General features: G+C 71.1%; 25 protein-coding genes. 12 read left to right on the plus strand and 13 right to left on the minus strand.

Annotation, left to right across the window (positions count from 1 at the left end):
* Nucleotides 1–19 precede the first annotated feature (19 nt).
* From ACWDAK_RS10225 to ACWDAK_RS10240, 4 genes are all read right to left on the minus strand, one after another.
* On the minus strand, nucleotides 20–964 hold the full coding sequence (locus tag ACWDAK_RS10225) for an isocyanide synthase family protein (protein ID WP_344636095.1): 945 nt from the start codon (nucleotides 962–964) through the stop codon (nucleotides 20–22).
* A 99-nt stretch (nucleotides 965–1,063) separates the two neighbouring features.
* On the minus strand, nucleotides 1,064–2,344 hold the full coding sequence (locus tag ACWDAK_RS10230) for a cytochrome P450 family protein (protein ID WP_427393942.1): 1,281 nt from the start codon (nucleotides 2,342–2,344) through the stop codon (nucleotides 1,064–1,066).
* A 31-nt stretch (nucleotides 2,345–2,375) separates the two neighbouring features.
* On the minus strand, nucleotides 2,376–4,199 hold the full coding sequence (gene asnB / locus ACWDAK_RS10235; RefSeq protein ID WP_427393943.1) for an asparagine synthase (glutamine-hydrolyzing): 1,824 nt from the start codon (nucleotides 4,197–4,199) through the stop codon (nucleotides 2,376–2,378).
* Nucleotides 4,200–4,227: 28 nt separating this feature from the next.
* A complete protein-coding gene (locus ACWDAK_RS10240) occupies nucleotides 4,228–5,598 on the minus strand; it encodes an MFS transporter (RefSeq protein ID WP_427393944.1) in 1,371 nt (456 codons plus the stop codon).
* A gap of 282 nt (nucleotides 5,599–5,880) precedes the next feature.
* On the opposite strand from ACWDAK_RS10240, the gene ACWDAK_RS10245 reads away from it, so the two are divergent.
* The gene (locus ACWDAK_RS10245; protein WP_344636091.1) at nucleotides 5,881–6,693 is read left to right on the plus strand and encodes a hypothetical protein; all 813 of its coding nucleotides are present in this window, start codon (nucleotides 5,881–5,883) and stop codon (nucleotides 6,691–6,693) included.
* Nucleotides 6,694–6,876: 183 nt separating this feature from the next.
* Nucleotides 6,877–7,629, plus strand: a complete 753-nt coding sequence (locus ACWDAK_RS10250) for a YcnI family copper-binding membrane protein (protein ID WP_344636090.1) — start codon at nucleotides 6,877–6,879, stop codon at nucleotides 7,627–7,629.
* Nucleotides 7,630–7,997: 368 nt separating this feature from the next.
* On the opposite strand, the gene ACWDAK_RS10255 is transcribed toward ACWDAK_RS10250, so the two are convergent.
* Both ACWDAK_RS10255 and ACWDAK_RS10260 read right to left on the minus strand, forming a co-directional pair.
* Nucleotides 7,998–8,216, minus strand: coding sequence for a hypothetical protein (locus ACWDAK_RS10255; protein WP_344636089.1), 219 nt, complete (start codon nucleotides 8,214–8,216; stop codon nucleotides 7,998–8,000).
* Nucleotides 8,217–8,834: 618 nt separating this feature from the next.
* On the minus strand, nucleotides 8,835–12,263 hold the full coding sequence (locus ACWDAK_RS10260; RefSeq protein WP_427393945.1) for a LamG domain-containing protein: 3,429 nt from the start codon (nucleotides 12,261–12,263) through the stop codon (nucleotides 8,835–8,837).
* Between ACWDAK_RS10260 and ACWDAK_RS10265 the strand changes: the two genes are divergently transcribed.
* Entirely contained in the window at nucleotides 12,252–12,383 is a 132-nt protein-coding gene (locus ACWDAK_RS10265; protein WP_344636087.1) for a hypothetical protein, read from the plus strand. The two genes, ACWDAK_RS10260 and ACWDAK_RS10265, sit on opposite strands and share 12 nt — an antisense overlap.
* A gap of 83 nt (nucleotides 12,384–12,466) precedes the next feature.
* Nucleotides 12,467–12,703: a hypothetical protein gene (locus tag ACWDAK_RS10270; protein ID WP_449806453.1), complete on the plus strand. Its 237-nt coding sequence runs from the start codon at nucleotides 12,467–12,469 to the stop codon at nucleotides 12,701–12,703.
* A 19-nt stretch (nucleotides 12,704–12,722) separates the two neighbouring features.
* On the opposite strand, the gene ACWDAK_RS10275 is transcribed toward ACWDAK_RS10270, so the two are convergent.
* Nucleotides 12,723–13,280 (minus strand): hypothetical protein, encoded by a 558-nt coding sequence (locus tag ACWDAK_RS10275; protein WP_344636085.1) that lies wholly within the window; start codon nucleotides 13,278–13,280, stop codon nucleotides 12,723–12,725.
* Nucleotides 13,281–13,494: 214 nt separating this feature from the next.
* Entirely contained in the window at nucleotides 13,495–13,890 is a 396-nt protein-coding gene (locus tag ACWDAK_RS10280) for a transposase (RefSeq protein WP_427393946.1), read from the minus strand.
* Between the two features lie 139 nt (nucleotides 13,891–14,029).
* Between ACWDAK_RS10280 and ACWDAK_RS10285 the strand changes: the two genes are divergently transcribed.
* From ACWDAK_RS10285 to ACWDAK_RS10295, 3 genes are read left to right on the plus strand one after another with little or no spacing between them, the layout of a single operon-like run.
* Nucleotides 14,030–14,185, plus strand: a complete 156-nt coding sequence (locus tag ACWDAK_RS10285; protein WP_344636084.1) for a DUF6131 family protein — start codon at nucleotides 14,030–14,032, stop codon at nucleotides 14,183–14,185.
* Nucleotides 14,182–14,316 (plus strand): hypothetical protein, encoded by a 135-nt coding sequence (locus ACWDAK_RS10290; protein WP_427393984.1) that lies wholly within the window; start codon nucleotides 14,182–14,184, stop codon nucleotides 14,314–14,316. Before ACWDAK_RS10285 ends, ACWDAK_RS10290 begins: the two co-directional genes overlap by 4 nt.
* 55 nt (nucleotides 14,317–14,371) lie before the next feature.
* Nucleotides 14,372–15,403, plus strand: a complete 1,032-nt coding sequence (locus tag ACWDAK_RS10295) for a YihY/virulence factor BrkB family protein (protein ID WP_344636082.1) — start codon at nucleotides 14,372–14,374, stop codon at nucleotides 15,401–15,403.
* A gap of 28 nt (nucleotides 15,404–15,431) precedes the next feature.
* Here ACWDAK_RS10295 and ACWDAK_RS10300 read toward each other — a convergent pair whose 3' ends face one another.
* The 3 genes from ACWDAK_RS10300 to ACWDAK_RS10310 are packed head-to-tail and all read right to left on the minus strand — an operon-like array spanning nucleotide 15,432 to nucleotide 17,725.
* Nucleotides 15,432–15,992, minus strand: coding sequence for a pyroglutamyl-peptidase I family protein (locus tag ACWDAK_RS10300; RefSeq protein ID WP_427393947.1), 561 nt, complete (start codon nucleotides 15,990–15,992; stop codon nucleotides 15,432–15,434).
* A gap of 45 nt (nucleotides 15,993–16,037) precedes the next feature.
* Nucleotides 16,038–17,006 carry a DUF979 domain-containing protein gene (locus tag ACWDAK_RS10305; protein WP_427393948.1) on the minus strand — a complete coding sequence of 323 codons (969 nt, stop codon included), beginning with the start codon at nucleotides 17,004–17,006 and terminating at the stop codon, nucleotides 16,038–16,040.
* Complete coding sequence (locus ACWDAK_RS10310) at nucleotides 17,003–17,725, minus strand: DUF969 domain-containing protein (protein ID WP_427393949.1); 723 nt, start codon at nucleotides 17,723–17,725, stop codon at nucleotides 17,003–17,005. Before ACWDAK_RS10310 ends, ACWDAK_RS10305 begins: the two co-directional genes overlap by 4 nt.
* A gap of 191 nt (nucleotides 17,726–17,916) precedes the next feature.
* On the opposite strand from ACWDAK_RS10310, the gene ACWDAK_RS10315 reads away from it, so the two are divergent.
* On the plus strand, nucleotides 17,917–18,675 hold the full coding sequence (locus ACWDAK_RS10315; protein ID WP_427393950.1) for a GntR family transcriptional regulator: 759 nt from the start codon (nucleotides 17,917–17,919) through the stop codon (nucleotides 18,673–18,675).
* On the opposite strand, the gene ACWDAK_RS10320 is transcribed toward ACWDAK_RS10315, so the two are convergent.
* Nucleotides 18,656–19,546, minus strand: a complete 891-nt coding sequence (locus ACWDAK_RS10320) for an MBL fold metallo-hydrolase (protein ID WP_344636077.1) — start codon at nucleotides 19,544–19,546, stop codon at nucleotides 18,656–18,658. The genes ACWDAK_RS10315 and ACWDAK_RS10320 overlap by 20 nt on opposite strands.
* 360 nt (nucleotides 19,547–19,906) lie before the next feature.
* Between ACWDAK_RS10320 and ACWDAK_RS10325 the strand changes: the two genes are divergently transcribed.
* Both ACWDAK_RS10325 and ACWDAK_RS10330 read left to right on the plus strand, forming a co-directional pair.
* The gene (locus tag ACWDAK_RS10325) at nucleotides 19,907–20,395 is read left to right on the plus strand and encodes a hypothetical protein (protein ID WP_427393951.1); all 489 of its coding nucleotides are present in this window, start codon (nucleotides 19,907–19,909) and stop codon (nucleotides 20,393–20,395) included.
* 621 nt (nucleotides 20,396–21,016) lie between these two features.
* Entirely contained in the window at nucleotides 21,017–21,475 is a 459-nt protein-coding gene (locus ACWDAK_RS10330) for a CAP domain-containing protein (RefSeq protein ID WP_344636075.1), read from the plus strand.
* A 381-nt stretch (nucleotides 21,476–21,856) separates the two neighbouring features.
* On the opposite strand, the gene ACWDAK_RS10335 is transcribed toward ACWDAK_RS10330, so the two are convergent.
* A complete protein-coding gene (locus ACWDAK_RS10335) occupies nucleotides 21,857–23,071 on the minus strand; it encodes an MFS transporter (protein WP_344636074.1) in 1,215 nt (404 codons plus the stop codon).
* A 279-nt stretch (nucleotides 23,072–23,350) separates the two neighbouring features.
* Here ACWDAK_RS10335 and ctaD point away from each other — a divergent pair, with 279 nt between their 5' ends.
* Both ctaD and ctaF read left to right on the plus strand, forming a co-directional pair.
* A complete protein-coding gene (gene ctaD, locus ACWDAK_RS10340) occupies nucleotides 23,351–25,051 on the plus strand; it encodes an aa3-type cytochrome oxidase subunit I (RefSeq protein ID WP_344636073.1) in 1,701 nt (566 codons plus the stop codon).
* On the plus strand, nucleotides 25,048–25,437 hold the full coding sequence (gene ctaF / locus ACWDAK_RS10345; protein WP_344636072.1) for an aa3-type cytochrome oxidase subunit IV: 390 nt from the start codon (nucleotides 25,048–25,050) through the stop codon (nucleotides 25,435–25,437). The genes ctaD and ctaF overlap by 4 nt, the downstream gene beginning before the upstream one ends.
* Nucleotide 25,438: the final 1 nt, after the last annotated feature.

The raw sequence follows: 25,438 nt of genomic DNA on the forward strand, positions 1-25,438 counted from the left end.
GGCCGGGACTTCCGCATTGCTACGCGCTCTCGAAGTGGCTGGGGCGGCCGTTGCGCAGGACGAGGTTGCCGAGTTCCTCGGCCTCGCAGCGCCGCATCAACTCCCAGCCGCCGTCGGGCCGGTGCAGGACACTTGAGTGCCAGGGTGTGGTCCAGGCATCTTTGGCGTCCAGCAGTCGGATGCCGAACTTGGCGGCGCCGCGCGGCTGGGGGTGAATGGAGAGCCGGACAGCGCGGGGGTGACGCTCCGCGATCAGGTCGCCCCAGGCGCGGCTGCGCTGGATGACGCCGTAGGCGCGCTGTCTGCACTCGCGCTGGAGGGCGGATCTGGTGCCGGTGAAGTCCACGGTGTCCTCGGTGAGGAAGCGGGTGATGCCGCGGTAGAGGGCGAGGGTGCCGTCGTCGGCCTTCACCTCGGCCCGAAGTTCCTCGACGGTGGGCGCGTACGTCGCGTGGACCCGGGCGCGCTTCTCGTCGTAGGGGAGGTCGCCGAGGACGTCGCGCAGGTCGAACACCGAGAGGTGGCGGAGCCCTTCACGGCGGATCATGGCGGCCAGCTCGTCGGAGTAGGCGTCGATGTGGTGGTCGGGGACGTGGATCAGGTCGCCGAAGATGTGGCCGTCCGAGCAGATCACCATCCGCGCGCCGGGTGCGTACACCTTCCCGACGGTCTCGCACAGCTCGTTGAGGAAGGTGAGGGAGAGGCGCTCACCCTCGTCCGGGAGGTGGCCGAGGACCTTGGCGGGGCTCGGGGACTTGCAGGGGAAGCCGGGCAGGGTGAAGACGATCGGATCGCCGGTGCGGACGAAGTCGGCGAGCTGGCGGAGCTGTTCGGGGAACGCCTCGACGGGTGCAGGGGTGCCGGGGTCGGCGGCGCGGCGGTGGGGCAGGAGCAGTTCCAGGACGGCGGCGCAGGCGCGTTCGACGCCGGGGGCGGGCGGTGTGTTGGTGCCGACGGGCGGCATGCTTCTCCTCCACGAGGGCATGGCGGGATGGCGCCCCGGCGATAGGTGGTGCCGGGGCGCCCGGACGGACGGGCTCAGTGGTTCAGTGGTGCCGGAGTGTCAGATGCGCTTGTCGTACGCGACGGGCAGGCTGTTGACGCCTCGGGCGAGGACGGCCGGGATCCACACCAGCTCGTCGAGGTCGCCCGCGGGCCGCAGCCCGGGCAGGTGCCGCAGCAGGGTGCCGATGGCGATCTGCAGTTCGGCGCGGGCCAGGGCGGCGCCGGGGCAGAAGTGGATGCCGTGGCCGAAGGCGAGGTGGGCGTTGGGGGTGCGATCCAGGTCGAGGGTGTCGGCGTCGGGGAACTGCCCCGGGTCGCGGTTGGCGGCGCACAGGGAGACGATCACGGAGTCGCCGGCCGGGATGCGGGTGCCGTGCAGGTCGCTGTCCTCGGCGAAGAACCGCCAGGTGGTGAGTTCGAACGCGCTGTCGTAGCGCAGGAGTTCCTCGATCGCGCGGGGCGGCAGCTCCGCCTCGTCGCGCAGCCGTTCCAGCTGGTCGGGGTGGCGGAGCAGGGCGATCAGCATGGTGCTGATCTGGTTGGTGACGGGCTCCTGGCCGGCGACCAGGAGCTGGAAGATCATCGAGTCGAGTTCCTCCTGGCTCAGCTCCCGGCGGTCCTTGGCGACGACCAGGCGGCTGAGGAGGTCGTCGTCCGAGTGCTCGCGCTTGTGGGCGACGACGTCGGCGATGTACGTCTGAAGGCCGCGCAGCCGGCCCTCGTAGACGGGTCGGCCGGGGTCGGCCGGACCTACGGGCTGGACGACCTTGCCCCAGTCGCGGTCGAAGCGCGCGGCGAGCTCGGGCGGCAGGCCGATGACCTCGGCGAGGACCTGGAAGGGGTAGTGCGCGGCGAAGCCCTGCACGAGGTCGGCGCCGCCCTCGTCGGGCAGGGCGTCGATGAGGGAGTCGGCGAGCTCCTGGAAGCGCGGGCGCAGGGCCTCGATGCGCCGCGGTGCGAAGGCGTCGAGGACGAGGCGGCGCATGTCGGTGTGCTTGGGCGGGTCCTGGTGCAGGAGGTGGACCTGGAGCTGCGAGTGCTGCGGCTCGGGCATGATCGAGGCGAGGGCGCGCCAGTCGTCGTTGCCGAGGCCGTGGTTCTTGCCTAGGCGGGGGTCGTTCAGGGCCTGGTGGGCGGCCTCGTAGCCGGTGACGAGCCAGGCGGCGATCCCGGAGGGGAAGCGGACGCGGTGGACGGGGCCGGCGTCGCGCATCTCGCGGTAGAGGTCGTACGGGTCGCTCTTGTAGGCGCTGCCGTACAGCGGTATCGGCTCGTCGGCGGTGGCACCGGTGACGGGGCAACGGCCCGGGGAGGGCGTGTTCTGCTCGGGGGAGGTCATGCCTGTGATCCTTCGGAGGCGGACGCGGGTGTTAGAGGGAGAGGGAGGGGCGGTGGTGGTCGAGCCACAGGGCGAGGTCCACCACCCGCTCCAGGCGCAGGCGGTGACCCCACTGGAGCTGGTCGGCAGGGGTGTCGAGGCTGGTCTTGATGACGCTCTCGTCGGCGATGTCGCGCACCTGCGGAGCGTCGAGGGCCTGGCGGGTGAGTTGCTGCAGGCCGCGGTTGTAGTCGGCGTGGTGGGTGGCGGGGTAGTGGTTCTTCGGCCGCCACAGCACCGACTCGGGTGCGATGCCGGTGCCGACGGCGCGCAGCAGGCTCTTCTCCCGGCCGTCGTAGCTCTTCATCGACCAGGGGGCGTTGAAGGCGTACTCGACGAGGCGGTGGTCGCAGTAGGGAACGCGGACCTCCAGGCCCTGGGCCATGGAGAGGCGGTCCTTGCGGTCCAGCAGCTGGCGCAGCCAGCGGGTGAGCGACAGGTGCTGCATCTCGCGCTGGCGGTGCTCGACGGGGTCCTCGCCGTCCAGGTGGGGGACGGCGGCGAGTGCGTCGCGGTAGGTGTCGGCGCGGAACTCGCCGATGCGCAGGGTGGCGGCCAGGTCCGGGTGGAGCGGCATCGCGGCGTTGTCGCCGGTGACCAGCAGCCAGGGGAAGGCCTGCGCCGTGAGTGCCTTCGGGTTGTGGAACCACGGGTAGCCGCCGAACACCTCGTCGGCGGCCTCGCCGGACAGGGCGACGGTGGAGTGCTCGCGGATCCGTCCGAAGAGCAGGTAGAGGGAGGTGTCCATGTCGCCGACTCCGATCGGCGAGTCCCGGGCGACGACCACGGCCCTGCGGTGCTCCACATCGAGCAGGGCGCACGGGTCGAGGACGACGGTGGAGTGCTCGGTGCCGATGAACTCCCCGGCCTCGGCGGCGAACGGGGTGTCGTGCCCGGTGCGCAGCACGTCACCGGTGAACCGCTCGGCCTGGTCGCTGTAGTCGACGGCGTACGAGCGTAGGCGGGCCTGCGGGCCTTCGCTGTGCCGCAGTTCGTCGGCGATCAGAGCGGTGATGACGGTGGAGTCCAGACCGCCGGAGAGCAGGCTGCACAGCGGTACGTCGGCTTCCAACTGGGCGCGGGCGGCGCGGTTGACCAGGGAGCGGACCCGCTCCACGGTGGTGTCCTGGTCGTCGGTGTGCGGGCGGGCCTGAAGCTGCCAGTACAGGTGCTCGGTGATGCCGTCGCGGCCGAGGGTGAGCAGCCCGCCGGGCTCCACCTCGCGGACGCCGGCCCACACGGTCGGGCCGGTGTTGAACAGCAGGCTGTACGCCTCGCGCAGGCCGTCCGCGTCCACGCGGGGCTCGAGTTCGGGGTGCGCGAACAAGGCCTTGGGCTCGGAGCCGAAGGCGAGTCCGCCGTCGATCCGCGCCCAGAACAGCGGCTTGACGCCGAGCCGGTCGCGCACCAGCAGGAGTTGCTCGCTGCGCTCGTCCCAGATCGCGAAGGCGTACATGCCCTCCAGTCGGTCGACGACGCCTTCGCCCCACTCCTGGTAGGCGCGCAGGACCACCTCGGTGTCGCTGCGGGTGCGGAACCCGTGGCCGAGGCGGCGCAGTTCGGCGCGCAGCTGGTGGTGGTTGTAGACCTCGCCGCTGTAGCTGAGCACGACACCGGACGGGTCGGTCATCGGCTGGGCGCCGCCCGTGAGGTCGATGACGGACAGCCTGCGGTGGCCGAGCGCGGCGTGCGCGCCGAGCCAGACGCCGTCGGCGTCGGGGCCCCGGCGGGCCATGGTGGCGGTCATCGCCTCGATGACCGGGGCCTGGGTGCGGGCGTCCTGGTGGAACGACACCCAGCCGGTGATTCCGCACATCGGATGCTCTCCTTGAGGTGGCGTGCAGTCAGTTGGTCCGTGCGAGGCCGGCGGTCCGCCGGCCGGGGACGGCGAGCAGGAGTGCGGCCACGCATGCGGCGGCCGCGGCGAGTCCCAGTCCGGCCCGTACGCCGCCGGTGCCGGCCCCGCCCAAGCCCCAGGCGGTGGTGGCGAGGGCGGGCCCGAGGGTGAAGCCGAGGCTGCGGGCGAGCTGGACGGCCGACCCCGCGGTGGCGATCCGGTCCGGTGGTACGGCGGCCATCACCAGCGACTGGACGGGCCCGCCGTACAGGCCCATGCCGACGCCGGCCAGAGCCAACCGCCACGCGACGTCGGCCAGGGACCAACCGGCGTCCAGCGGGACGAGCAGCAGCAGGCCGAGGGCGGTCACGGTGGCGCCGGCGGTGGCGAGCGGCCGGGCTCCGAAGCGGTCCGCGAGCCGTCCGCCGAGCGGCCCGGCCAGGCCCATCCCGAGCGGGAAGCAGAGCGTGGTCAGCCCGGTCGCGGTGGCGCTCACCGCATCGTCCAGCTGCAGGTGCAGGGAGAGCACGTAACGCATCGCGGCGAAGCCCGCCGCCAGAGCGAGGACGGCTCCGTTGACCCCGTACGTGCCGGAGTCCCGCAGCGTCGAGCTGACGGGCCGCCCACCGGGTCTTCTCAGCCACAGGGCGGTCAGCGGGACGGCCGGGACGGCCAGCAGCAGCCAGGCGGGCGAGCCCGGGGAGAGGGTCAGTGCCAGCAGGAGCGCCGCTATGGCGCCGCCGACCAGGCCGGCGTCCCCGAGCGAGGACCGGTCTGGCAGGCGCAGCCGCCCGCCGGCCGGTGCGTTCCGACGTGCGATCAGCAGGGCGGCCGCGCAGACCGGAAGCTTGACGAGGAAGATCGCCCGCCAGCCGAGGTGGTCGAGCAGCAGCCCGCCCACCGCCGGTCCGGCGACCGCTCCGAGCGGCCCGAGGGTGGCCGGCACGCTCATCGCGCGCCCGCGCAGCTCGGGTCGTACCGAACGGGCGGCGAGCACCGGCATCAGGACGAACAGGACGGCCCCGAAGGCTCCCTGGGCCAGTCGGGCGGTGATCAGCCAGGCGGCCCACGGGGAGACCGCGGCTGCCGCGCTGCACAGGGCGAAGCCGCCCACTGCGAACATCAGGGCAGGGCGAGTTCCGACCTGGTCGAGCCAGCGTCCGGCGGGCAGCAGCAGGGCCACCACTGGGAGTTGGTAGCCGAGCACGGCCCATTGCGCGGTCTCAGCGGAGATACCGAAGCTGCGCGAGATGTCGGGGAGGGCCAGGTTGACGATGTTCATATCGAGCATCGCGACGAAGGACAGCATCCCGGCGACCGCGACCAGGCTCCACTGGTCCTCGGCCACCGCCCGCCCCCTCTCGGCGGCGCGGGTCACGATCCCACCCCCGCTATATGGGGTCTGAGCTGCCGTGATGCCCGCCCGTGCGGCCGCATGATCCGTCCTTCCGCTGTGACGGACTCCGTCGGGTGACGGAGTCCGTCACATCAGTCGGCCGCGGGCCGCCGGAAGTTCCGAACAGATGGATGATTTTTCGAGAAGTCGCCGCTGACCTGGAGGTTCTTCCACGACAACCGGAGCCTCCCGGAGGGCGTGGATGCCGCGAACTTCGCGGCACCCTGCACAGCGCACGGCCGCGGATGTCATGATGTGCCCGCCATGTCTGCCTTCGTAACCGGGGCCGGGCCCGCCCCGGCGCCTCCCGCCTCGCTCGACTTTCGCGTACTGCGTGCCATGCCGTTCGCGACGGTCTGCGTCGTGCTGGCCGCAGCAGGCCACACGCTGGCCTCCGGCGCCGTGGTGCCGACCCGGGCGGTGCTCCTGGGCTGGGTCCTGACCTTGGGCGCGGCCGTCCTCGGGGCACGGCGGGAACGGTCGCTGGCCGCGATCGCCGGCGGGCTGGCCGTCGGCCAGCTGGGCCTGCACCTCCTCTTCCACACCGAGCAGACGCCCGCACGGGCCCAAGCGATGCCGAATGCGGCGGGCATGGCCGGGATGGCCGACATGCCGACCATGCCCGGCATGGGGATGGCCGACGGCACTCACTCCAGGGCGGTGGCCGCGCAACTCGCCGCGCCGCTCGGAAGCGGTTCCCACGCCTCCGCAGCGGCTGCGCCGCACGTCGCCCTGTGGTGCCATGCCTTCCTGCTCGGGCTGAGCCCCGCGATGTTCGCCGGCCACCTCACCGCCACGCTGCTGGCGGCATGGTGGCTGCGGCGGGGCGAGGCGGCCGTGTGGCGGCTGGTCCGCACCACCGCCGAGGCGGCCTCGGCCACCGTGAACGCGGGTGCGGCGAGACTGCGGGAGATGATCGCACGGCTCGAAGCCGTGCTGTCCGGCAGCACCGGGCGCAGGTCGCAGCCGCCCGTCGCGTGGTTCACGAGGGACAGCGGGCGGTGGCAGCTCCCGTCACCGGGGCTGCTCCGGCACTGTGTGATCAGGCGAGGTCCGCCGGTGGCCTCCGCTGCCTGACCGGACGGGCAAGCGCACCCCCACGGTGGTAGCGCTGCCCGCGTCGGCGGCAGCTCCGCGCCCCCGACCACATCAGCACGCCTGGCCTGACCGACGGCGTACGGTGCCCCTGCCAGGAAGCGGCCGGGAGCCGCCCGTACCGACGTCCGCGCGTGCACGCTCCCACACGGAGAACACACAGCCATGAGACCGTCCTTCAAGAACCGCCTTGCCGCCGCCTCCGCCCTGGGCGCCGCCGTCGTCCTGCTGATCGCAGGCCCTGCGTCCGCGCACGTCACCGTGCAGCCGTCCAGCGTGGCCAAGGACGCGACTGACCAGACCTTCGCCTTCCGCGTGCCGAACGAGCAGGAGAACGCCAGCACGGTGAAGGTCGAGATCGACTTCCCCACCGACCACCCGATCCCGTCCGCCATGGTTGCCGCGGTGCCGGGCTGGACGGACCAGATCCAGACCACCAAGCTCGCCACCCCGATCCACACCGACGACGGCGACATCACCGATGTCGTCTCCCAGATCGTCTGGACGGGCGGGCAGATCGCCCCCGGCCACTTCCAGGACTTCACCGTCGACTTCGGCGCGCTCCCCGACGGCACCGACAAGGTGGTCTTCAAGGCCCTTCAGACGTACAGCGACGGCAACGTCGTGCGCTGGATCGAGGAGGCCAAGGACGGCCAGAAGGAGCCCGAGCACCCGGCACCGGTCCTCAAGCTGACCGCTGCCGCCGGTAACGCCCCCAGCGCCGCACCGAGTGCGAAGGCTGACCCGGCCGAGCAGAGCACCGCGACGGCGAAGAGCAGCAGCAGTGACTCCACCGCTCGCGGCCTTGGTATCGCGGGCATCGTCGTCGGCGTCCTCGGCGCCGTGGCGGGCGCCGTGGCGGGCGTTGTGCGCGGCCGCCGCGGCCGCGGCGCCGACAGCACCGGCACTTCGGCGTAACGGACAGGGCCGGTGTGGGACGCAGCACATGTGTCCCACACCGGCCCTACCCGGCCATGGCACCGGGTCCTCTCCCGCCGCCCGGTCCGGAAACGAACAGCTGGTGTCGTACCCCGGCGGCATGACGCACAGCTCGCCGCCGTGCTTGACCTGCGGCGCCGCAACTGCGGTGATGTCGCGGGCAGTAGCGCGATGACCTGAAGGTCCGGGCCGTGGCGTTCGGCGTCCCGGCCCGGACCACGCGCACAAGATGTGCGCCACGGGCGAGTCCCCGCCACGACACCGTGCATGACGATGCGGATGACCACTCGGCCCGAGTCCTGCGGTTGTGCTGTGCCCGAACTCAGGTCACTGTGGATGACGCGGTGTCAGACGGCCGAGGTTGCGAGGTCGTCCAGCGCGCCACTCTTGGCCTGGGCGATGAGGTCCCGGAACTGTTCCTCGCTCATCTGCACCTGCTGCCCGAAGTCGTCGGTGATCCGCACCCGCTTCTCCTGGGGGGCGGCTGGGTCCACAAACAGCTGCGGGCAGCCGCAGTTGCAGTTTCCGCAGAAGGTCGCGATCGGTTCCGTACCGGTGTCGTGCATCTGTGCCACCTCGGTCGCCTCTGTCGTGGGCGTATTTCTCCACCCCAGCGATGCCCGCAAGCCAGGAGCGTTCAAACCAACTCCCGGGCGCCGAAGGACCCGTGGGGTGGCGAGCCGCGGGTGCGTCTCGTTGACGATCCACCCGCGAACCGGGTGGCGGCGGACAGATGCGCCGACGAGGGATGTGGCCAACCTTCGTACCCGACGCGCCCGCGCGGCGTTCCCGTCGGGCAAGACGTTCCTATGGGCCCTGGTCGCCGAGTTGAGCGTACTGCGGCAGTCTCGACCAGGCGCAAGCGTCAGCGAAGCCGATGCGGGTACGACTGAGCCACCGGATTTTCGGTTATCACTGCGTCCGCCACGGGTCTCCTGTCCTGTGAGGCCGTACTTCCCCCGGTTCTCACAGCAGCACGGGCCAGGCGCATCAGGGCGCCATCGGCCGAGGACGAGCAGGAGACCGCCCATGGGACCTCACCGTCGTACCAGACCCATCACCGGCGCCGCCTTGTCCGCCGCGACCGTGATCGGTGGCGGCGTCTCCTCGACTGCCGACGGCCATCCGGCGCTGGCCGTTGTCGCCGAGCCGGTCGCGGACCGCAAACTGGCGGCGACCGGTTCCTACCTCTCGGACGGCTTCGACACCCGGGGAACTGTGACGGCCACGATGATCTCCGTGGATGTCCGGTGGGATGACGCGCCGTCGGGCCGCCATCGCTGCGCACCACCTGCGGGGTCCGCCGGGCGGCGAGCGAGGAATGCTGCTGCAGGTGTGTCGCACCAGCCTGACAGGGTCGCGGCTGTGACCGGCGCAGCCACGCGTATCTGTTCATCCAAGCGCCCTTCTCGGCGCGCTCGTACGGGAAAGACCTGCTGATGTTCGCTTCTCCTCGTTCGGTCTCGCGTGGTTGGGCCGTGGCGGCCGGTGTGCCCGCACTGCTCGCCTTCGCGCTCATTGCGTGCGGTTCGTCCTCGCACTCCGAGCACTCGGGCATGCCGGGCATGGACCATTCGGGCATGCCGGGCATGCCCGGCATGATGGCGGCAGGCGAGGGGCTCGCCGCCGAACTGGACGGCTACCGCCTGGACGCGCCAGCCACCAGCCTTCCGGCCGGCCAGGCGGTGAGCTACCCGTTCACCATCACCGGCCCGGACGGCCGACCGATCACCGACTTCGCGGTCGTCCAGACCAAGACGCTGCACTTCTACGCGATCCGCTCGGACCTCACTGGCTATCAGCACCTGCACCCGACCATGGCCGCCGACGGCACGTGGACCGCCGACCTGGCCGCCCTCGAACCGGGCAGCTGGCGGCTGTACGCCTCGTTCACACCGAACACCGGCCCGCACAAGGGCAGTGAGTTCGTCCTCAGCCGTACCGTCACCGTGCCCGGCGAGGCCGCCGCCGCGCCACTGCCCGCCGCAGCCGACAGCACCACCGTCGACGGCTACACCGTCGCCGTCCAGAGCGGGCCGATGGCCGGGATGACCCACAAGCTCACCGCCACCATCAGCAAGGACGGCCAGCCGGTCACCGATCTCCAGCCGTACCTCGACAGCTACGCCCACCTCAGCGCCTTCCACGAGGGCAACCAGGCGCTGGCCCACCTCCACCCCCAGAACATCGTCGACGGGGACCACGGCGGGCCGACGCTGACCTTCAACGCCATACTCGGCGACCTCGGAAACTGGCGGGTCTTCCTCCAGTTCCAGACCGCCGGACAACTGCACACCGCAGTGCTCACGCTGCACGTCGCCTGACGCGAAGCCGTGGGGGAACCGCTCCGGTGGCGCTCCCACGGCACGGAGTGCGGCCGGTTGTCCAGAGCAGCACGTGGTGCCGGGTGCTGTGCATGGGCCGCCGTCGCGGTGCTCTGCTCGACCGTTCGCGGCCTCGGTGTCGCGGCATCGTCGTCGGCGTGCTCGGCGCTGCGGCGGGCGTCGTGATCGGCCGCTGCGGCAACGGTACTTCGACGTAGCGAGTAGTCCGTCGTCGCGGACCTGGGCGACGTCAGGCTCGGTGGAGTCCCGGTCGAACGGCCAGTAGGCGACCAGGTCCTCCTTCTCGCCCTTGAGCCGGGTGAACAGGTTGTCCAGCAGCTGCTCGTGGGTGCGGGCGGTACGCCAGATCCGTACCTCCTCCAGGACGCCGTCGAACGACTCCACCGCCTTGCCGCCCCTGACCACCGCGCCCAGGGTGAGCTGGGCGTCGCCCGGGTCGGCGAAGGCGGCGGTGTCGGGCGTGCCGGGGGTGCCAGCCGGGTCGCAGGCCACCGAGACGCCGTTGCGATAGAGCCGGAATACGCTGCCACGCGGGTCGGGGTTGCGCACCCAGCGGGCGCCGCGCAGCCGGGCGGGGTGCGAGCCGGTGGCGTCGGCCGCCGTGCTGCCCGCGTTCTCCTCGAAGCGCCAGTGCGCGACCAGGCCCCGGTCGCGGGCGGTCACGGCGGTGCCGAGGCGGGCCGCGTCGCGGGCGGCGCCCCAGATCCGCACCTCGGCGAGCACGCCGGTCAGCGGCTGCACCGTCGAGCCGTCACGGGCCCGGCCGAGCTCCAGGTGCGCGTCGTTGCCGCGCGGGCCGGGGCCCTCGTAGCGGGCCGCGCCGATCTCCCGGCCGTCCAGGTGGAAGCGGACGTCCTGCCACTCGCGGACCTCGACCGACTCGACCAGCTCCACGCTCTGGGTGACCGGCTTGCCGTCCGCCCCGACCGCGCTGATCTGGCGGGTGCCCTTCTGCTCCTGCATCGAGCGCCCGCCCTTGCGGACCACCGCGATCCGGTGGAACGTCCCGGCCTCGACGCCCTCGGTGGAGGTGAAGCGCACGGCCCGGCCGTCCGGCTCCTCGAAGGCGAACTCCAGCCGGCCGTCCGGCAGTACCGCCAGCCGGTACGGCACGCAGCCGCCCGCGCCGTCGGCGGTGCGGCCCTTGGAGAGCAGGCCCTGGGTCTCGCCGAGCCGCTCCAGTCGGGCGAACACCTCCAGCGTCAGGTCGTCGGCGATGTCCAGAGTGTCGTCGTCCGCGACCTCCAGGTAGGCCTCGCCGTCCAACCGGACCGCCCAGGACTGCTGGTAGGCGGCGGCGAGGTGGCTCCACTCGCGCAGCGGGAAGCTCTCCCGGCTGACCACCCGCCGGTCGCCGACGGTGGCGACCGCCCGGTAGCCGCCCTCGTCGATCGGCGAACGCGCCGGGACAGGGCCGGGTTTGCCGCGCAGCTCGGCGTGCCGGTTGCTGCCGGAGCGGTCCGTCAGCACGGGCTGCGCGCCGGGCGCCGGGGCGGAGTACGCCCAGTAGCCGAGCAGCCCGGCCTCGGCGCCGGTCAGCCGCCGCTTCATGGCCGCGCGTACGTCGTCGCCGCCGCGCGCCGTCGACCAGAGCCGGACCTCGTCGAGGTGGACCGAGGCGAACTCGCCCGGCCAGCACGGCACCGAGGCGAACGAGAGCCGGCCCTGGCCCCGGTAGGTGGCGGTGGCGGTGCGGCGGGCGATCTCCTGGCCGTCCAGGTAGATCACCTGCTGGCGGGTCTGGCTCTGGAAGACGCAGGCCCAGTGATGCCACTCGGTGTCGACGAACTGCCGGTCCGTCGTCAGGTCGTCGCCGCAGAAGGCGAAGGTGAAGGAGGAGTTGGAGCGGAAGCCGATGTGCAGGGACTCGCTGTTCCGCTGCTGCTCGGTGCTGTGGCCGAGCAGGTAGTGCGCCTTTGGGTTGATGGTGGTACGGCGGGCCCAGAACTCCACCGTGAAGTCGCCGTCCCCGAAGCCGAACGCGCCGGGCACCACGGCGGCGGCGCTCACCCCGTCGTAGGCCAGCGCGGTGACGGCGGGACCGCCGACCAGGCCGAGTCCGTACGGGGTGTCGCCCGCGTTGGCGTGCAGCAGCCGCACCGGGCCCTCGACCCGCTCCGGGTTGATCCATGCCTCCAGCGTGAGGTCACCCGCCGTCGCCGCCCGAGACACCTGCTCGGCTGGCAGTGCCAGGAAGCGTCCCTGGCCGTCGAAGGCGTACGCGCGGCCCGGCATGTCGGCGCGCCAGCGGCCGCCGTGCCCGCGCACCAGGCCGTCCGCGCCGCCGAGTGGGATCTCGGCCAGACCGCCGGGTCGACGGTGACCAGCCGGGAGCCGGCCGAGAGCGCGACGCCGGGCCGCGAGGCCGTGGACCAGCGGTGGTCGTAGCGCACCCGCTGCACGCTCATGCCCGGCTTGAGCAGGGTCACATCCGCGCCCGCGCCAAGGCGCAGCGACTTGGCGCCGATGGGATGGCTGCCCTCGAAGCGGAAGCCGTGGCCGCCGACGGTCACGAAACCCGGGCCGGTCAGCGGGGCGAGGGTGACCTCGGTGAACTGCACCACGTCGCCGTCGATCCGCAGCACGGTGCCGATCGTCACGGGCTGCTCGTCCGGGTGGGCTCGTGGAACGCCCGGCCTTCCATATCCCGGGTGCCGAGGCTGTCCTTCCCGGAGTCCGGGCGGCCCTTGTGGCGGCTGCGCCGGTAGCGGACCTCCAGCACCGGCTTCAACTCGCCGCCGGCCAGCACGAAGCGGTCGCAGAGCAAAGTGGCGTCGACCAGCGCGACCTTGCCCGCGCCGGGTCGGCAGAGGAGCCGGTGCCGTCGGAGAGCCGGAAGACCGCGTCCGGGTCGTCGGCCCGGACGGACTGGCGCAGCACGTACAGGTGGGTGCCGTCGGAGACGACGTGGAAGGGCGTGGCGGCGCCGAGCCGGGCCGTGCTGGACAGGAACGGGTCCAGCTCGTCCTCGTCGAGCCGCTCCTCCGGTTCGGCCTCAACCCGTCCGCCGCGCTTGACCGCGGGCATCCGTACCGCGCCGGCCACGGCGTAGCCGACCCGGGCCAGCTCGGCCGGGAAGCGCAGCGGCAGCGGATTCTCTGACCAGCACTCCGCGTCCGCCTCGCCGCGCGCCTCGTCGTGCTGCGACAGGTCCAGGACCGTGTAGACGATGCGCCGCTGCTCGTCCATCGCGAACGCGACCGTGCTGCCCTGGTGCCGCACGGTCGTGGTGTGCACATAGGCGCGGTCGCTGTAGACCTTCGTCAGGTGCTGAATCTCCGTCAAGCCTGCCACCTCGTACGTCACTGGCCGCCGGGAGCCGACGCCCACGATCAATACCGAACGTGGCAAAACTTTCACCCAGTGTGACAGGCGGACAAGATGCTTTTCTGCCAGCCGAGAGATCGAAATCGGCCCAGGCTCGTGATGCAGACCCTAACCTCACGCTTTCATGGAGCGGAGCCGTCCGACGGGTGGTCAGAAAAGCAGAGAACACCGCTTAGCCGGGATGACAGGGTTTCTCGTTCGTACTCCGAGAAGCAGGACGCCGCCCCGGCCCGGGAGAAGTCCTTCGGGTACCATCCGCTGTTCGCGTTCGTCGACCGTGGCGCCTGCGGTTCCGGGGAGCTGCCGCCCGGCGCAGGATCTCCTTTTCGACCTGCCACTCCCGCTCGGCCTTGCGCAGCCGCGCGAGCTCGGCACGCTCGTCGGAGTCCAACGCCGGCTCGGGCCCCGCCGACCCGGCGCCAGCGGCGCGCACCCAGTTCCGGAGAGTCTCGTGATTGACCCCGATCTCCTTCGCGACCGCCTCGAACGTACGCCGGCCACCCGACGCTCGGTGCAACGCCACCGCATCACGTCGGAACTCATCCGAGTACTTCGACGGACGTCCCACCTGGACTTCCCTTCCTGGACCTACAAGATCCAAGTGTCAGGGGTGTCCACGTCGCGGGGCAAAGCTCAGCTCAGTCGTTTGCCCAGGCCACTGCGGGAAAGACGTGTGGCTAGAGTTGTCTGCGAGATCGGAGGACACCATGATCGTCCTCGGAGTCATCCTGCTTGTCGTCGGGTTTCTGCTCCACCTCGGCTTCCTGTGGATGATCGGGATCGTCCTGCTGGTCATCGGGGCCATTTTGTGGATCCTGGGATTGGTGGGACACGCCGTCGGCGGCCGCCGCCACTACTGGTGACACACCTCTACCTCGCCGTCCGCGAGCAGATCACCTTCAGGGCACGCGACATCAACCATGTCGCCGCACACTGGCAGGAGGCGCTGAACCAGTTCTCACTCTTCTTCGAGGACCGGCTCAGCATCCGATAACCCAAGGCACTTACACGAGATCGCTGACACGCCCCCGGGCCGTTCGGGAGGACTGATGAACCGGGTGGAAGTCGTTGTGCGCCAGATCGACCGTTTCCAGCAGCGGCATGCCGTAGCAGGGATACCGTTCGCGGTCATTCAGAAGTTCGGCAACGACCAGGCTGGCGGCAAGGCCACCATCATCGCCTACTACGGGCTTTTCGCGATCTTTCCCCTGCTCCTGGTCTTCTCCACCGTCCTCGGCTTCGTCCTGAGCGGGGATCCCGAACTGCAGCAGCGGATGGTCAATTCCGCATTGGCCGACTTCCCGATCATCGGCAGCCAGCTTCGCAACGCGGCGCACCCGATGAGGGGCAGCCCCCTGGCACTCGCAGTGGGCCTGGCCGGCGCGCTCTACGGCGCGCAGGGGGTCGGTCAGGCCGCGCAGAACGCCATGAACACGGTCTGGAACGTCCCTTTCAAGGAGTGGCCGGGGTTCGTAGGCCGTCGGGTACGGGGGTTTGCGATCCTGGTGGTCCTGGGGCTCGGCGTTCTGCTGTCGAGCGCCCTGATCGGCTACGCACCCCGGTTCGGGCCCCTGAACGGCCCGTGGACCTTGGCCGCGTCAACGATCGTCAACTTCGGCGTCTTCCTCGCCGCCTTCACGATGCTCACCGCCGCCACCGTACGGGTGCGGGACGTGCTCATCGGAGTGGTGATCGCGACCGGGTTCTGGGAAGTGCTGCAGACGGTGGGGGACGTCTACGTCCGCTACGTCATCAATCACGCCGCCGACGTGTACGGCTTCTTCGCGATCGTGATCGGCCTGCTGACCTGGGTGTTCACCGGAGCTCGACTGACCCTGCTCGCGGCGGAGATCAACGTCGTCCTGCGGTACCGGCTGTGGCCGCGCTCCATGACCCAGCCCCCTTTCACGCCGCAGGACAAGGACGCGTTCACCCTGCTCGCGAAGATGGAGGAACGCCGACCGGAGGAGACGGTCGAGGCGACCTTCAGCGCCGAGGCCGACCGGCAGCCACTCGACGAACTGGCCGCACCTGCTCCTCCGCCCGCTGCCACCGATTCGACAGAGGGGCCACCTCGCTGATCCTCCGCCACATCGGCCGTGTCGGATGTCAACAGCTGGGCGAGGAAGGCGGGTTGTCGCTCAGGACCGCTGGACCACTGCGACGTCCGGATGTCGACCTCGCCGGAGTCCTTGATCTTCTGCCAATGCTTGGTGATGGCCCACCCCCCCCGAACGGTCGCGAGATGAAGGTGCCGGCGGTGTGCGACAGGGAGGCGGGCAGGCCGGCCTCGCGGACGGCGGCCACGCAGGCCTTGACCGGCAGGGTGGCGAAGTGGGCTGCCGGACCGCCGGGCACCACCGGCCGGTCCACCGGCTGCCGGCCCGTGTTGTCGGGGATGCGTGCGTCCTCGATGTTGATCGCGATGCGCTCGACCCCGAGATCGGACCGGCCGTCGGCCTGGCCCACATGGACCACCAGGTCAGGTCCGGTCTCCCGGACCGCCGTCGACAGTTCGTCGACCGCCCGGCCGAACACGCAGGAGAGCCGTCGGACGGTCACCTTCAATCCGTCCGGCGGGCCGTCGGCGACCAGCCGGACGGCTTCCCAGGAGGAGTTGAGCGCCGCGCCACCGAAGGGTTCGAAGCCGGTGAGCAGGACCCGGGTCATCAGGATTGCCGCCTCTCGTGGTGGTCGGTGTCGCCGAAGGCGTCCTCAGAACGCGACGACCGAGATGATGGCGATGTTGCAGGCCAACATCGCGCCCGCGGTGGGGATCTGGGCCCTGATCGGCCCGTACTGGTCCTTCAGTTCGAGCAGTGCGGCGGGCACCAGGTTGAAGTTGGCGGCCATCGGCGTGACCAGGGAGCCGCAGAAGCCGGCCAGCATTCCGACGGCGAGGACGACCGCCGGGTCGCCGTGCAGCCGGACGATGAGTACCGGCCAGCCGATGGCGGCGGTCATGACGGGGAACGCCGCGAAGGCGTTGCCCATGACGGCGGTCAGCAGTGCCATCCCGACGCAGTAGAGCACCACTGCGAGGTAGCGGTTGCCGTCGGGCAGGACGTGCGTGACCAGCCTACCGACCTGGGGGCCCACCCCGGCGGCCTGGAAGATCGACCCCAGTACGGCCAGGAGTTGGGGCAGCAGCAGAGCCCAGCCCATCGCCTCCAGCAGACCGCGGCCGGCGTGTACGGCGACGGCCGGATTACGTTCGCGGGTCACCAGCAGTCCCACTCCCACGGCGGCCAGCGCGCCGAGTCCCAGACCGATGACGGTCTCGCTGCCCGGCTGCAGCAGCGGCCTGCTGCCGAGGTGCCACTGCTTGGCGAGCGTGCCGCAGACGACGGCGACCAGGGGGACGGTGAGCGCGGGCAGGAACAGCCGGTTGCCGATCCCGGCGGCGGATTCCTTGCGCTGCGCGGAAGTCGAGGTCCTCGGCGTGCCGCGTCCGGTCAGACCGAATCCCGCCAGAGCGGCCATGGCCAGCACGGCGGCGCCGAGCGGAGCGGCGGGTGCGGTCTTCCGCACCACCCAGGTGCCGTAGACGAAGCTCAGGCCGAGCAGTCCCCAGAACGCCGCGGAGCCGAACCGTTCGGGATTGCTGCGGTCGGCGGCCATCTGCGCCGCCATTGCCAGGAGCATCGCGCCCACCAGCCAGTACAGCCACTCCACCTGGATCACTTCGCCCCCTGTGCCGATCGGCGCCGCGAACCGGCGAGTTGACGGTTCACTACGGTCGACTCCCGTTCGAGGCGGTGGTCCAGGCGCAGCAGCCGGGTGCCGTGGATGAGGGCAGCGCACAGCGCGGAGGGGATCGCCCACATTGCGAGCTGGGCGGGCTCCAGGTGGGTGTGGTAGGTCGCGTTGACGAAACCGGTGATCAGCAGGACCGAACCGATCGCGAGGAAGCAGTCCTCGCCGAAGAAGAGCCCGACCGTGTCGGCGCTGGCAGCGTACGAGCGGACCCGCTCGCGGGCGCGGTCGGTCAGCGTTCCGTGCCGGCGTTCGGCCGCGGCCTCCGCCATCGGCGCCACCACGGGCCGCACCGCCTGCGCCGGGCCGCCGATGCTGGTGAGCCCGAGGGCCGCGGAGAGCTGCCGGAACACCAGGTAGACCGTCAGCAGCCGCCCGGCGCTGAGCCCGCGGAGCCGGCCGATCAGGGTCCGGGCCTGCTCCTGCAGGCCGCTGCGCTCCAGCAGGCCGATCACTGGCAGGACGACGACGAACAGGCTCACCGAGCGGCTGGAGGCGAAGCCGGCCCCGAAGGCTGCCAGCACCGCGGTTGGCGAGAGCCCGCCCAGCAGGCCGGTGGTGACGCCGGCGACACCGACGATCAGCAGGGGGTTGCGTTTGGTGGCGAAGCCCGCCACCACGATGAGGATGCCTAAGAGAACGAGCACGCCCTTGGCCGCCTTCCGGGCCGGAGGTCACCGTTTTGTGGGGAGGACCCTGGGGGAGAGTCGTAGCGAGGCTAGGGGTTGTTGAACAATCCGACAAGAGTGCGGGTGTCCGGTTCTCTCCCCGCCGGGCTGCCGCGACGGATCGCCCCGACGGGTCGGGGCCGGGGTTTCGAACGGAGGCGGAGGGCCGCGTGGTCGGAGGCGAGCAGGGCAGTACCGGGGCTTTCGGCGCACTGGCGGCCGAGCGCGGCCGGCTCGAGCGCACCGGGGTGGCGCAGCGGGTGGCCGAGGTACTGCGCGACCACATCACCGAGGGGCGGCTCGCGCCGGGGACGAGGCTGTCCGAGGAGGCGCTCGGCGAGGCGCTCGCGGTCTCCCGCAACACGCTGCGGGAGGCGTTCCGGCTGCTGGTGGACCAGCGCCTGGTGGTGCACGAGCTCAACCGCGGCGTCTTCGTCCGGATCCTGACCCCCGAGGACGTCGACGACATCTTCACCCTGCGCCTCGCCCTGGAGACGGCCGGTGTCCGTGCGGCCCCGCGCGCGGCACCCGAGCGGCTAGCCCAGGTCCGGATCGCACTGGCCCAGGCCGAGGCGGCCGAGGGACGGGGCGACTGGGTCGCGGTCGGTACCGCCGACCTGCGCTTCCACCAGTCCGTCGCCGGGCTCGCCGGAAGCATGCGGATCGACGACTGCATGTCCCGGCTGCTGGCCGAACTCCGCCTGGCGTTCGGCGCGGTGCCCACGGCGCACGGCCTGCACGAGCCGTTCCTGCGCCGCAACCAGATCCTCGCGGGGCTGCTGGAGTCCGGTGAGAGCGACGACGTCGAGGTGGAGCTGACCCGATACCTGGACGACGCGCGGAGGGTGATCGTGACCGCCATGCGGGCGGCCGGGCCGGGAGCGACTCCCGGGCCCGGCCCCGCGGCGGTTACCAGCGAACGGCGGTGAAGTCGACCGGCCGGGGCTGCAGGTCGCTGGCGCGCGCGGCGAGTCCAGCGAGCCGCAGTGCCATGTCGTGGGCGGGGAGCCGGTGGCGGTCGCCGTGACCGGGCAGCAGCCACTCGAAGCGCAGCCGATCGGCGGTCCGGGCCAGTGAGGCGGCCAGCTCCCGGATCGAGTACCAGGTGACGCTCTCGGCGACCTCGATGTCCCCGGTGGTGCGGGACCAGTAGAAGCTGTCGCCGCTGAAGCAGTACCGCCCGTCCGCGAGGTAGAGCACGCTGCCCCGGGTGTGCCCGGAGAAGGGCTGGGCGGTCACTCCTTCGGCGATCTCCACCGGGTCGGTGCCGCGGAGCACGCGGTCGGCGTCCGGCGCGGCGTCCAGGTCACCCTCGTGGATCCAGAGCCGGGCACCGAAACGGTCGGCGTAGCGGCGCCCGTGCGCGGCGTGGTCGCGATGGGTGAGCAGCACGTCCGTGACGGGCCCCAGCGCTTCGTAACGCGCCGCGAGCGAGGCGCTCCAGCGCGGCGTGTCCACCATCATCGTGGTGCCGCCGGGGCGGCGCAGCAGGTACGAGTTGGCTCCCGCGGTCTGCCTGGAGTTGTGTCCGCACAGCAGCACGCCGTCGTCCAGCGCCAGCGGGAACGGGTCGTCCGCCGCGGCCAGGGGCCGCCGGCCCGGGGGGTGGATCGACCTGGTGGGGCAGGCGTGCGCGGCGGCCTGGAGCAGCCGGACCTCGGACTCGTCCTGCGGCTGGCGCAGGACGACCGAGCGCCCGTCGACCTCGCCGATCAGCCCTGGGGCCAACTGCCGCGCGACGTCGCAGTTCGTGCAGCGCCCGTCCACCTGCCAGCCGTCCTGTGATCGCACCTCACCCATGGTGGTGCTCCCTTCCGCGGTATGTCCGACAACCTGTCGCTCGATTTCAGGAGTACCCCGCGCCGGAGGGAGACCGGAAGGGGGACGGATCTTGTACTTGGGGCACCAGGCTGCTCTGCCGCTGGTTCTTCTGCCACTCGCGGCGAGAACGTCCGGGCGCGCTGTTCCGGATCAGGCTGGGGGAACGCCGGGCCGGGCCGGAGTGCCGCTGGGGCCGGGCCGGACGCCGTGGCGGAGGCTCCGTCCGGCGGATGGTCAAGGCGGCGACGGATGCGCTCGGTTGACGCGGAATCCCTGCTGGCGTATACCGCTTTACGTGATCATTAAGAAGTGGAACCCCGTCACCGGGAGCGCGTAGCCGTGAACCGCGTCCTCGGCGACCTCCGCGCGCTGGCCGAGGAGACCGGCCAGAGCCCCGGCCTGACCCTGCTCACCGCCCTGTTCCTGGCCGCGGCCGCCGCCGCCCTGCTGGTGCACTTGTGCGCCGCCGTGGCGCGGCGCGGCAGCCTGCGGGCCGCGACACCCACGAGCTCTTGGCGGGAGGCCGCGGTGAGCTGCCTCGCCACCGCGGCCGTGCTGTACGCCTTCGGCCTGCTGAAGGGCTACCGGCGGGTCGAGGACGAGGCGCGGGTGTGCGGACTGGCCCGGTACGGCGACCCGGCGGAGTCCGACGTGCTTCCCAAGGACAGCCTGCTGCCGCTGAGCTCCAGCTGTACCTGGAGTGACGGGTACAGCATCGAGTTCGTCCCCTCGTTCGTGAACCCCGGCCTGGCGCTCTCCCTGGCCGGTGCGGCCGTCGCCGTGGTGCTCGCCGCCATCCGCCATGAACAGTCGCGCCGGAACAAGTGAGCCAAGAGCAGGGCCACTTGACGTAGCGAGTGGCGAGGGACATCCGGGGCGGAATGTGCGTCAAGCCGACGTCGGAGCACATCTCGGCAGCGAGCGGGTTTGACCAACTCTTGGTCCAGGAAAGACGACTTGCAGGTATGCGGCCACCTGCATGAGGTTGACGTGGGCCGGGCGTGCGGAGGCCTTCCAGCGCCGGACGCGGCGCGAAACAGCCGGGGCGGCAGCGTCCGATTCGCGGAAGAACCCGACTTGAATCCGCAACGAATTGGTGGAACTAGCCTTGAGGGAAGGCCAGTTGGTCGGAGTGGCGGGATTCGAGGCTACGAAGGGCAGAGTCTCGATCACCGACTGCACGGAGACATCTCAGTGGTCTCTTCGGTCGCCGCGAAGACGCCCTGGACATACGCTGGTCCTATTGACGGCGGTCATGTGGCCGCCGGACAGAGTGATTTGTCGTCGATGGCGTCCTGGCCATCGCATGAGCCAGGCGTGCGGCCCGCTTCCGTGGCGGTCGTGGTCCGCGCCGGCACTTGCTGCTGTTTTCTGTGCGACCAGGGGGTCGCAATGAGAAATCCAACTCGGGTACACCATCGCGCCGCGAGCATCTTCGCAACGGCGCTGATGACCGGAGGCATGATGCTGGCGACGGTTGCCACCGCGACCGTCTCCCACGCGGCGGAGTTCCCCGCCCAGATCAGCCCCGGTGACCAACAGACCATGCTCTCCCAGACCAACAGCGTTCGCGCCCAGGCCGGCCAGTCAGGTCTGAGCTGGGACGGCGGGCTTGCCTCCGAGGCACAGTCCTGGGCTGACAACCCGGCATCCACCGCGGGCGGCACGCTGCACCACGGGTCGATAAGCAACGCCGCCGAGAACATGTCGAGCGGCGGGCCGGGCCAGGCCACGGGGCAGTGGGCCAGCGAGAAGAGCGCCTACGACTCCGATCCCAACCATGACCCGTACGCCAACCAGGCGGGGTACCAACGCTGGGGTCACTACTACAACATGATCAACCCCAGCTACAGCAAGATGGGCTGCGGAGCGAGGAGCGGCGTCACGGTGTGCCGGTACGCGCCCTGACCACCCGGCACCTCCGGATGTGGACCGGTCGTCGCAGTCGACTCCGCCATCCATCGTCCGTACTCACCAACACGCCGCCGGGGCCCGTCAAATGGGGCCCCGGCGGTCTGGCAACCGCCTCCGCGGAGGCCGGAACGCCGCAACCGACCGCCACTCGGCGCGACTGAACGGCTGCACCGTGCTCTCCTCGCCGGCAACCGTGATCACTCGTCAACGAGACTCCGATCCGCCGGGCTGACGGTGCGTCGGCGGATGGACAGTTGACCGGCTGCTCGTCAACGTCGCGTTGCTGCGGGACGGTGTCGTCGACTGCGTCGCGCGCCTGCTCGGGCACCTCACCGCCCGGCGGTAGTCGGACTCTGCCCTCCCACCCGGCCCCGGTCAGGCAGGCAGCCGTCCGCGTCGCAGGCTGGCGAGCACCCCGAGTGCGATCAGCGCCACCACGGCGGCGAAGACGGTCCCGGCGTACCGGAGCCCGACGTGGACGATCAGCACGCCGACCCCGATCGCGGGCAGCGCCAGCATCGCGTACGCCACCGCGAACAGGGCCGAGAACGCCTGGCCCCGGACAGCCGGCTCGGTCCGCCTGGTGATCAGTGCGATGCCCTCGCCGAGTGCGAGGCCGGCCGAAAGCCCGTCGGCCACCGCGGCGGCGACGAGCGGCACGGCGGAGGCGGTGAGCATCGCGGTGGCGATCAGCGCCGCGGACGCGACCAGGCCGAGGCAGGCGGCGGGCAGGACCGGCCGGGGAGTCAGCACCCGGGCGAGCAGCTGCCCGGTCGCGACGCAGACGAAGGTGAGCGAGACGGTGGCTCCGGAGAGCGTGGGGGAGTCCAGTCGCAGCAGCGTGGTGAAGAACAGCCCGGTGGTGGCCGTGAGCACGCCCATGACCGCGAACCCCGACCCGGCCGCCAGCGCGCAGCGTACGAAGGGCGCCCTGATCTCCGCCGGGACCCGTGGCAGCTGGAGGGTGAACAGCCGCTGTTCCGCCCGGCGTTCGACGGTCTCCGGCACCGGGCCCAGGAGCAGCAGGGTGACAAGGACCAGGACGGCGTTGACGGCCCAGGCCAGCCGCAGCGGATCGGGTGCCCACTCGGCCAGGACCCCGGCGAGCAGCGGGCCGCCGGCCAGGCCACCCATATTGGCCGCCAGGGCGATCCGGCCCGCCCTGATCCGCCCTTGTGGCGGGGCCAGTTCGGTGAGATGGGCGGTCGCCGCACCGGTGACCAGCGCCGCGGACAGCCCGGACAGCACCCGTCCGCCCAGCAGCAGCGCCAGACCGTCGGCGACCAGGAAGATCCCGGCGGCGGCCCCGGCCAGCAGCAGTGCGGCGGCGGTCACCGGCTTGCGTCCGGCCCGGTCCGAGAGCGAGCCGAAGCCGAGCAGACCGGCCACCACACCGAGCGCGTACACCGCGAACGCGACTGTGACCGTCAGCGCGGAGAGACCGAAGGCCGCCGCGTAGTCCGGATAGAGCGGGGTGGGGATGGTGGTGCCGACCATCACCGTCCAGAAGGCGCCGGCCACGCTGGCGGTCGCCTTGCCCCGGTGGTGACGGGCCCGGCGGGAGCGGGAGACGGTGCGGTCGGAGGGCATCGGGACTCCTGCGAGCTGGCCGTTGCGCTGACGGGGATCACCGGGCAGTGAACCACCGCCCGGTAGCCGGAGCGGGCTCGCCATGCCAGTGAGCCGCCGCCCGCACTCACTCCACCGGTCCGCTGCCGGGCCGCCGCCGGGCCCGGGCAGGGCGGTCCCGGTCGAACGCAACGCGCAGGAGGTCGGCTGCGCTCCGCGGCGCTCTTTTGATGCTTCGATAGGTGCGCCCGACCCGTCGGTGGGATGACGCTGATCACCCGTCAGCAGAGAGGCACTGGGATGACCGAACAGCTGGACGCCCGGCCGGGTGGCGGCGCGGATGCGCCGGTGCGGCCGGCGGTACGGACCGGAGCCGTGGTCCTGGGCTGGCTGCGCACCACCGACCACAAGACCATCGGGAACATGTACCTGCTGACCTCGTTCGGGTTCTTCCTCTTCGGGGGCGTGCTGGCGATACTGATGCGCGCCGAACTCCTGCAGCCGGGAATGCAGTTGCTCAGCCGGGACCGGTACAACCAGCTGTTCACCATCCACGGCACGGTGATGCTGCTGCTGTTCGCGACGCCGACCTTCACGGGATTCGCCAACGCCGTGATGCCGCTGCAGATCGGGGCGCCGGACGTCGCCTTCCCCCGGCTGAACGCCTTCACCTACTGGGTCTTCCTGTTCGGCGGGCTGATCGTGGTGAGCGGATTCCTCACCAGCAACGGCGCGGCCTCGTTCGGCTGGTTCGCCTACGCCCCGCTGAACGGGCCGGTCCGTAGCCCGGGCGCCGGCGGGGACCTCTGGGCCATGGGCCTGGTGGTGGCCGGTCTGAGCACCATCCTCGGCTCGGTCAACTTCATCTCCACCATCGTGTGCCTGCGGGCGCCGGGGATGACCCTGTTCCGGATGCCGATCTTCACCTGGAACGTGCTGTTCACCTCGATCCTGGCCCTGCTGGCGTTCCCGGTGCTGACCGCCGCCCTGCTCGGCCTGGAGGCGGACCGCAAGTTCGGGGCGCACGTCTTCGACCCCGCCAACGGCGGCGCGATCCTGTGGCAGCACCTGTTCTGGTTCTTCGGACACCCCGAGGTGTACATCGTGGCGCTGCCGTTCTTCGGGATCGTCTCGGAGATCATCCCGGTGTTCTCCCGCAAGCCGATCTTCGGCTACTACGGGCTGATCGCCGCCACCATCACGATCACCGGCCTCTCCGCGGTGGTCTGGGCGCACCACATGTTCGTCACCGGGCAGGTGCTCCTGCCGTTCTTCTCGGCGACCTCGCTGCTGATCGCGGTACCGACCGGGGTGAAGTTCTTCAACTGGGTCGGCACGATGCGCTACGGCTCGCTCTCCTTCGAGACGCCGATGCTGTTCTCGGTCGGCTTCCTGGTGACCTTCCTGCTGGGCGGTCTCACCGGAGTGCTGATCGCCTCCCCGCCGATCGACTTCCATGTGTCCGACAGCTACTTCATCGTGGCCCACCTGCACTACGTGCTGTTCGGCACGGTGGTCTTCGCGACCTTCGCCGGCTTCTACTTCTGGTGGCCGAAGATGACCGGCCGGATGCTGGACGAGCGGTACGGGAAGCTGCACTTCTGGCTGCTGTTCCCGTCCTTCCAGGTCACCTTCCTGGTCCAGCACTGGCTCGGCGCGCAGGGCATGCCGCGCCGGTACGCGGACTACCTGCCCACCGAGGGCTTCACCACCCTCAACGCGATCTCCTCCATCGGTTCGTTCGCGCTGGGGCTGTCCACCCTGCCATTCCTGTACAACGTCTGGCACACCATGAGACACGCGGGACGGGTCGCGGTCGACGACCCCTGGGGCTTCGGCCGCTCGCTGGAGTGGGCGACCTCCTGCCCGCCGCCGCGGCACAACTTCCATGCCCTGCCCAGGATCCGCTCGGAGGCTCCGGCCTTCGACCTCAACCACCCCGAGTACTCGCGCGAGGCGATGGAGGCGCTGGAGGCCAGAGGGGAGAGCGAGCGCCGATGAGAGCCGAGGGGTACCTGTTCGCCGGGGTCGCCGCGTTCTTCGGTGTCACCGGCGCGATGTACGGCTGGCTGGCGGCCGAGCCGGCCGGTACGGTCGCACTGACCGTGTCCTTCCTGATGTCCGGCCTGGTGGCACTGTTCTGCTGGACCCAGCACACCAAGCGCGGCGACCGCCTCCAGGACCGTACCGACATCCCGATCGCCGATGGGGCGGGGCCGCTCGACTTCTTCGCGCCGCACAGCCTCTTCCCGGTGCTCTGCGCCCTGGGGGCGGCACTCTTCGGGCTCGGCGTGGTGTTCGGCCTGTGGCTGGTGCTGATCGGGTTCGGCGTGCTGATCCCCGCGGCGGTGGGCTTCGTCTTCCAGTACGGTCAGCGCCGGCCGTGAG

This window comes from Kitasatospora sp. NPDC001175 (assembly GCF_053598215.1).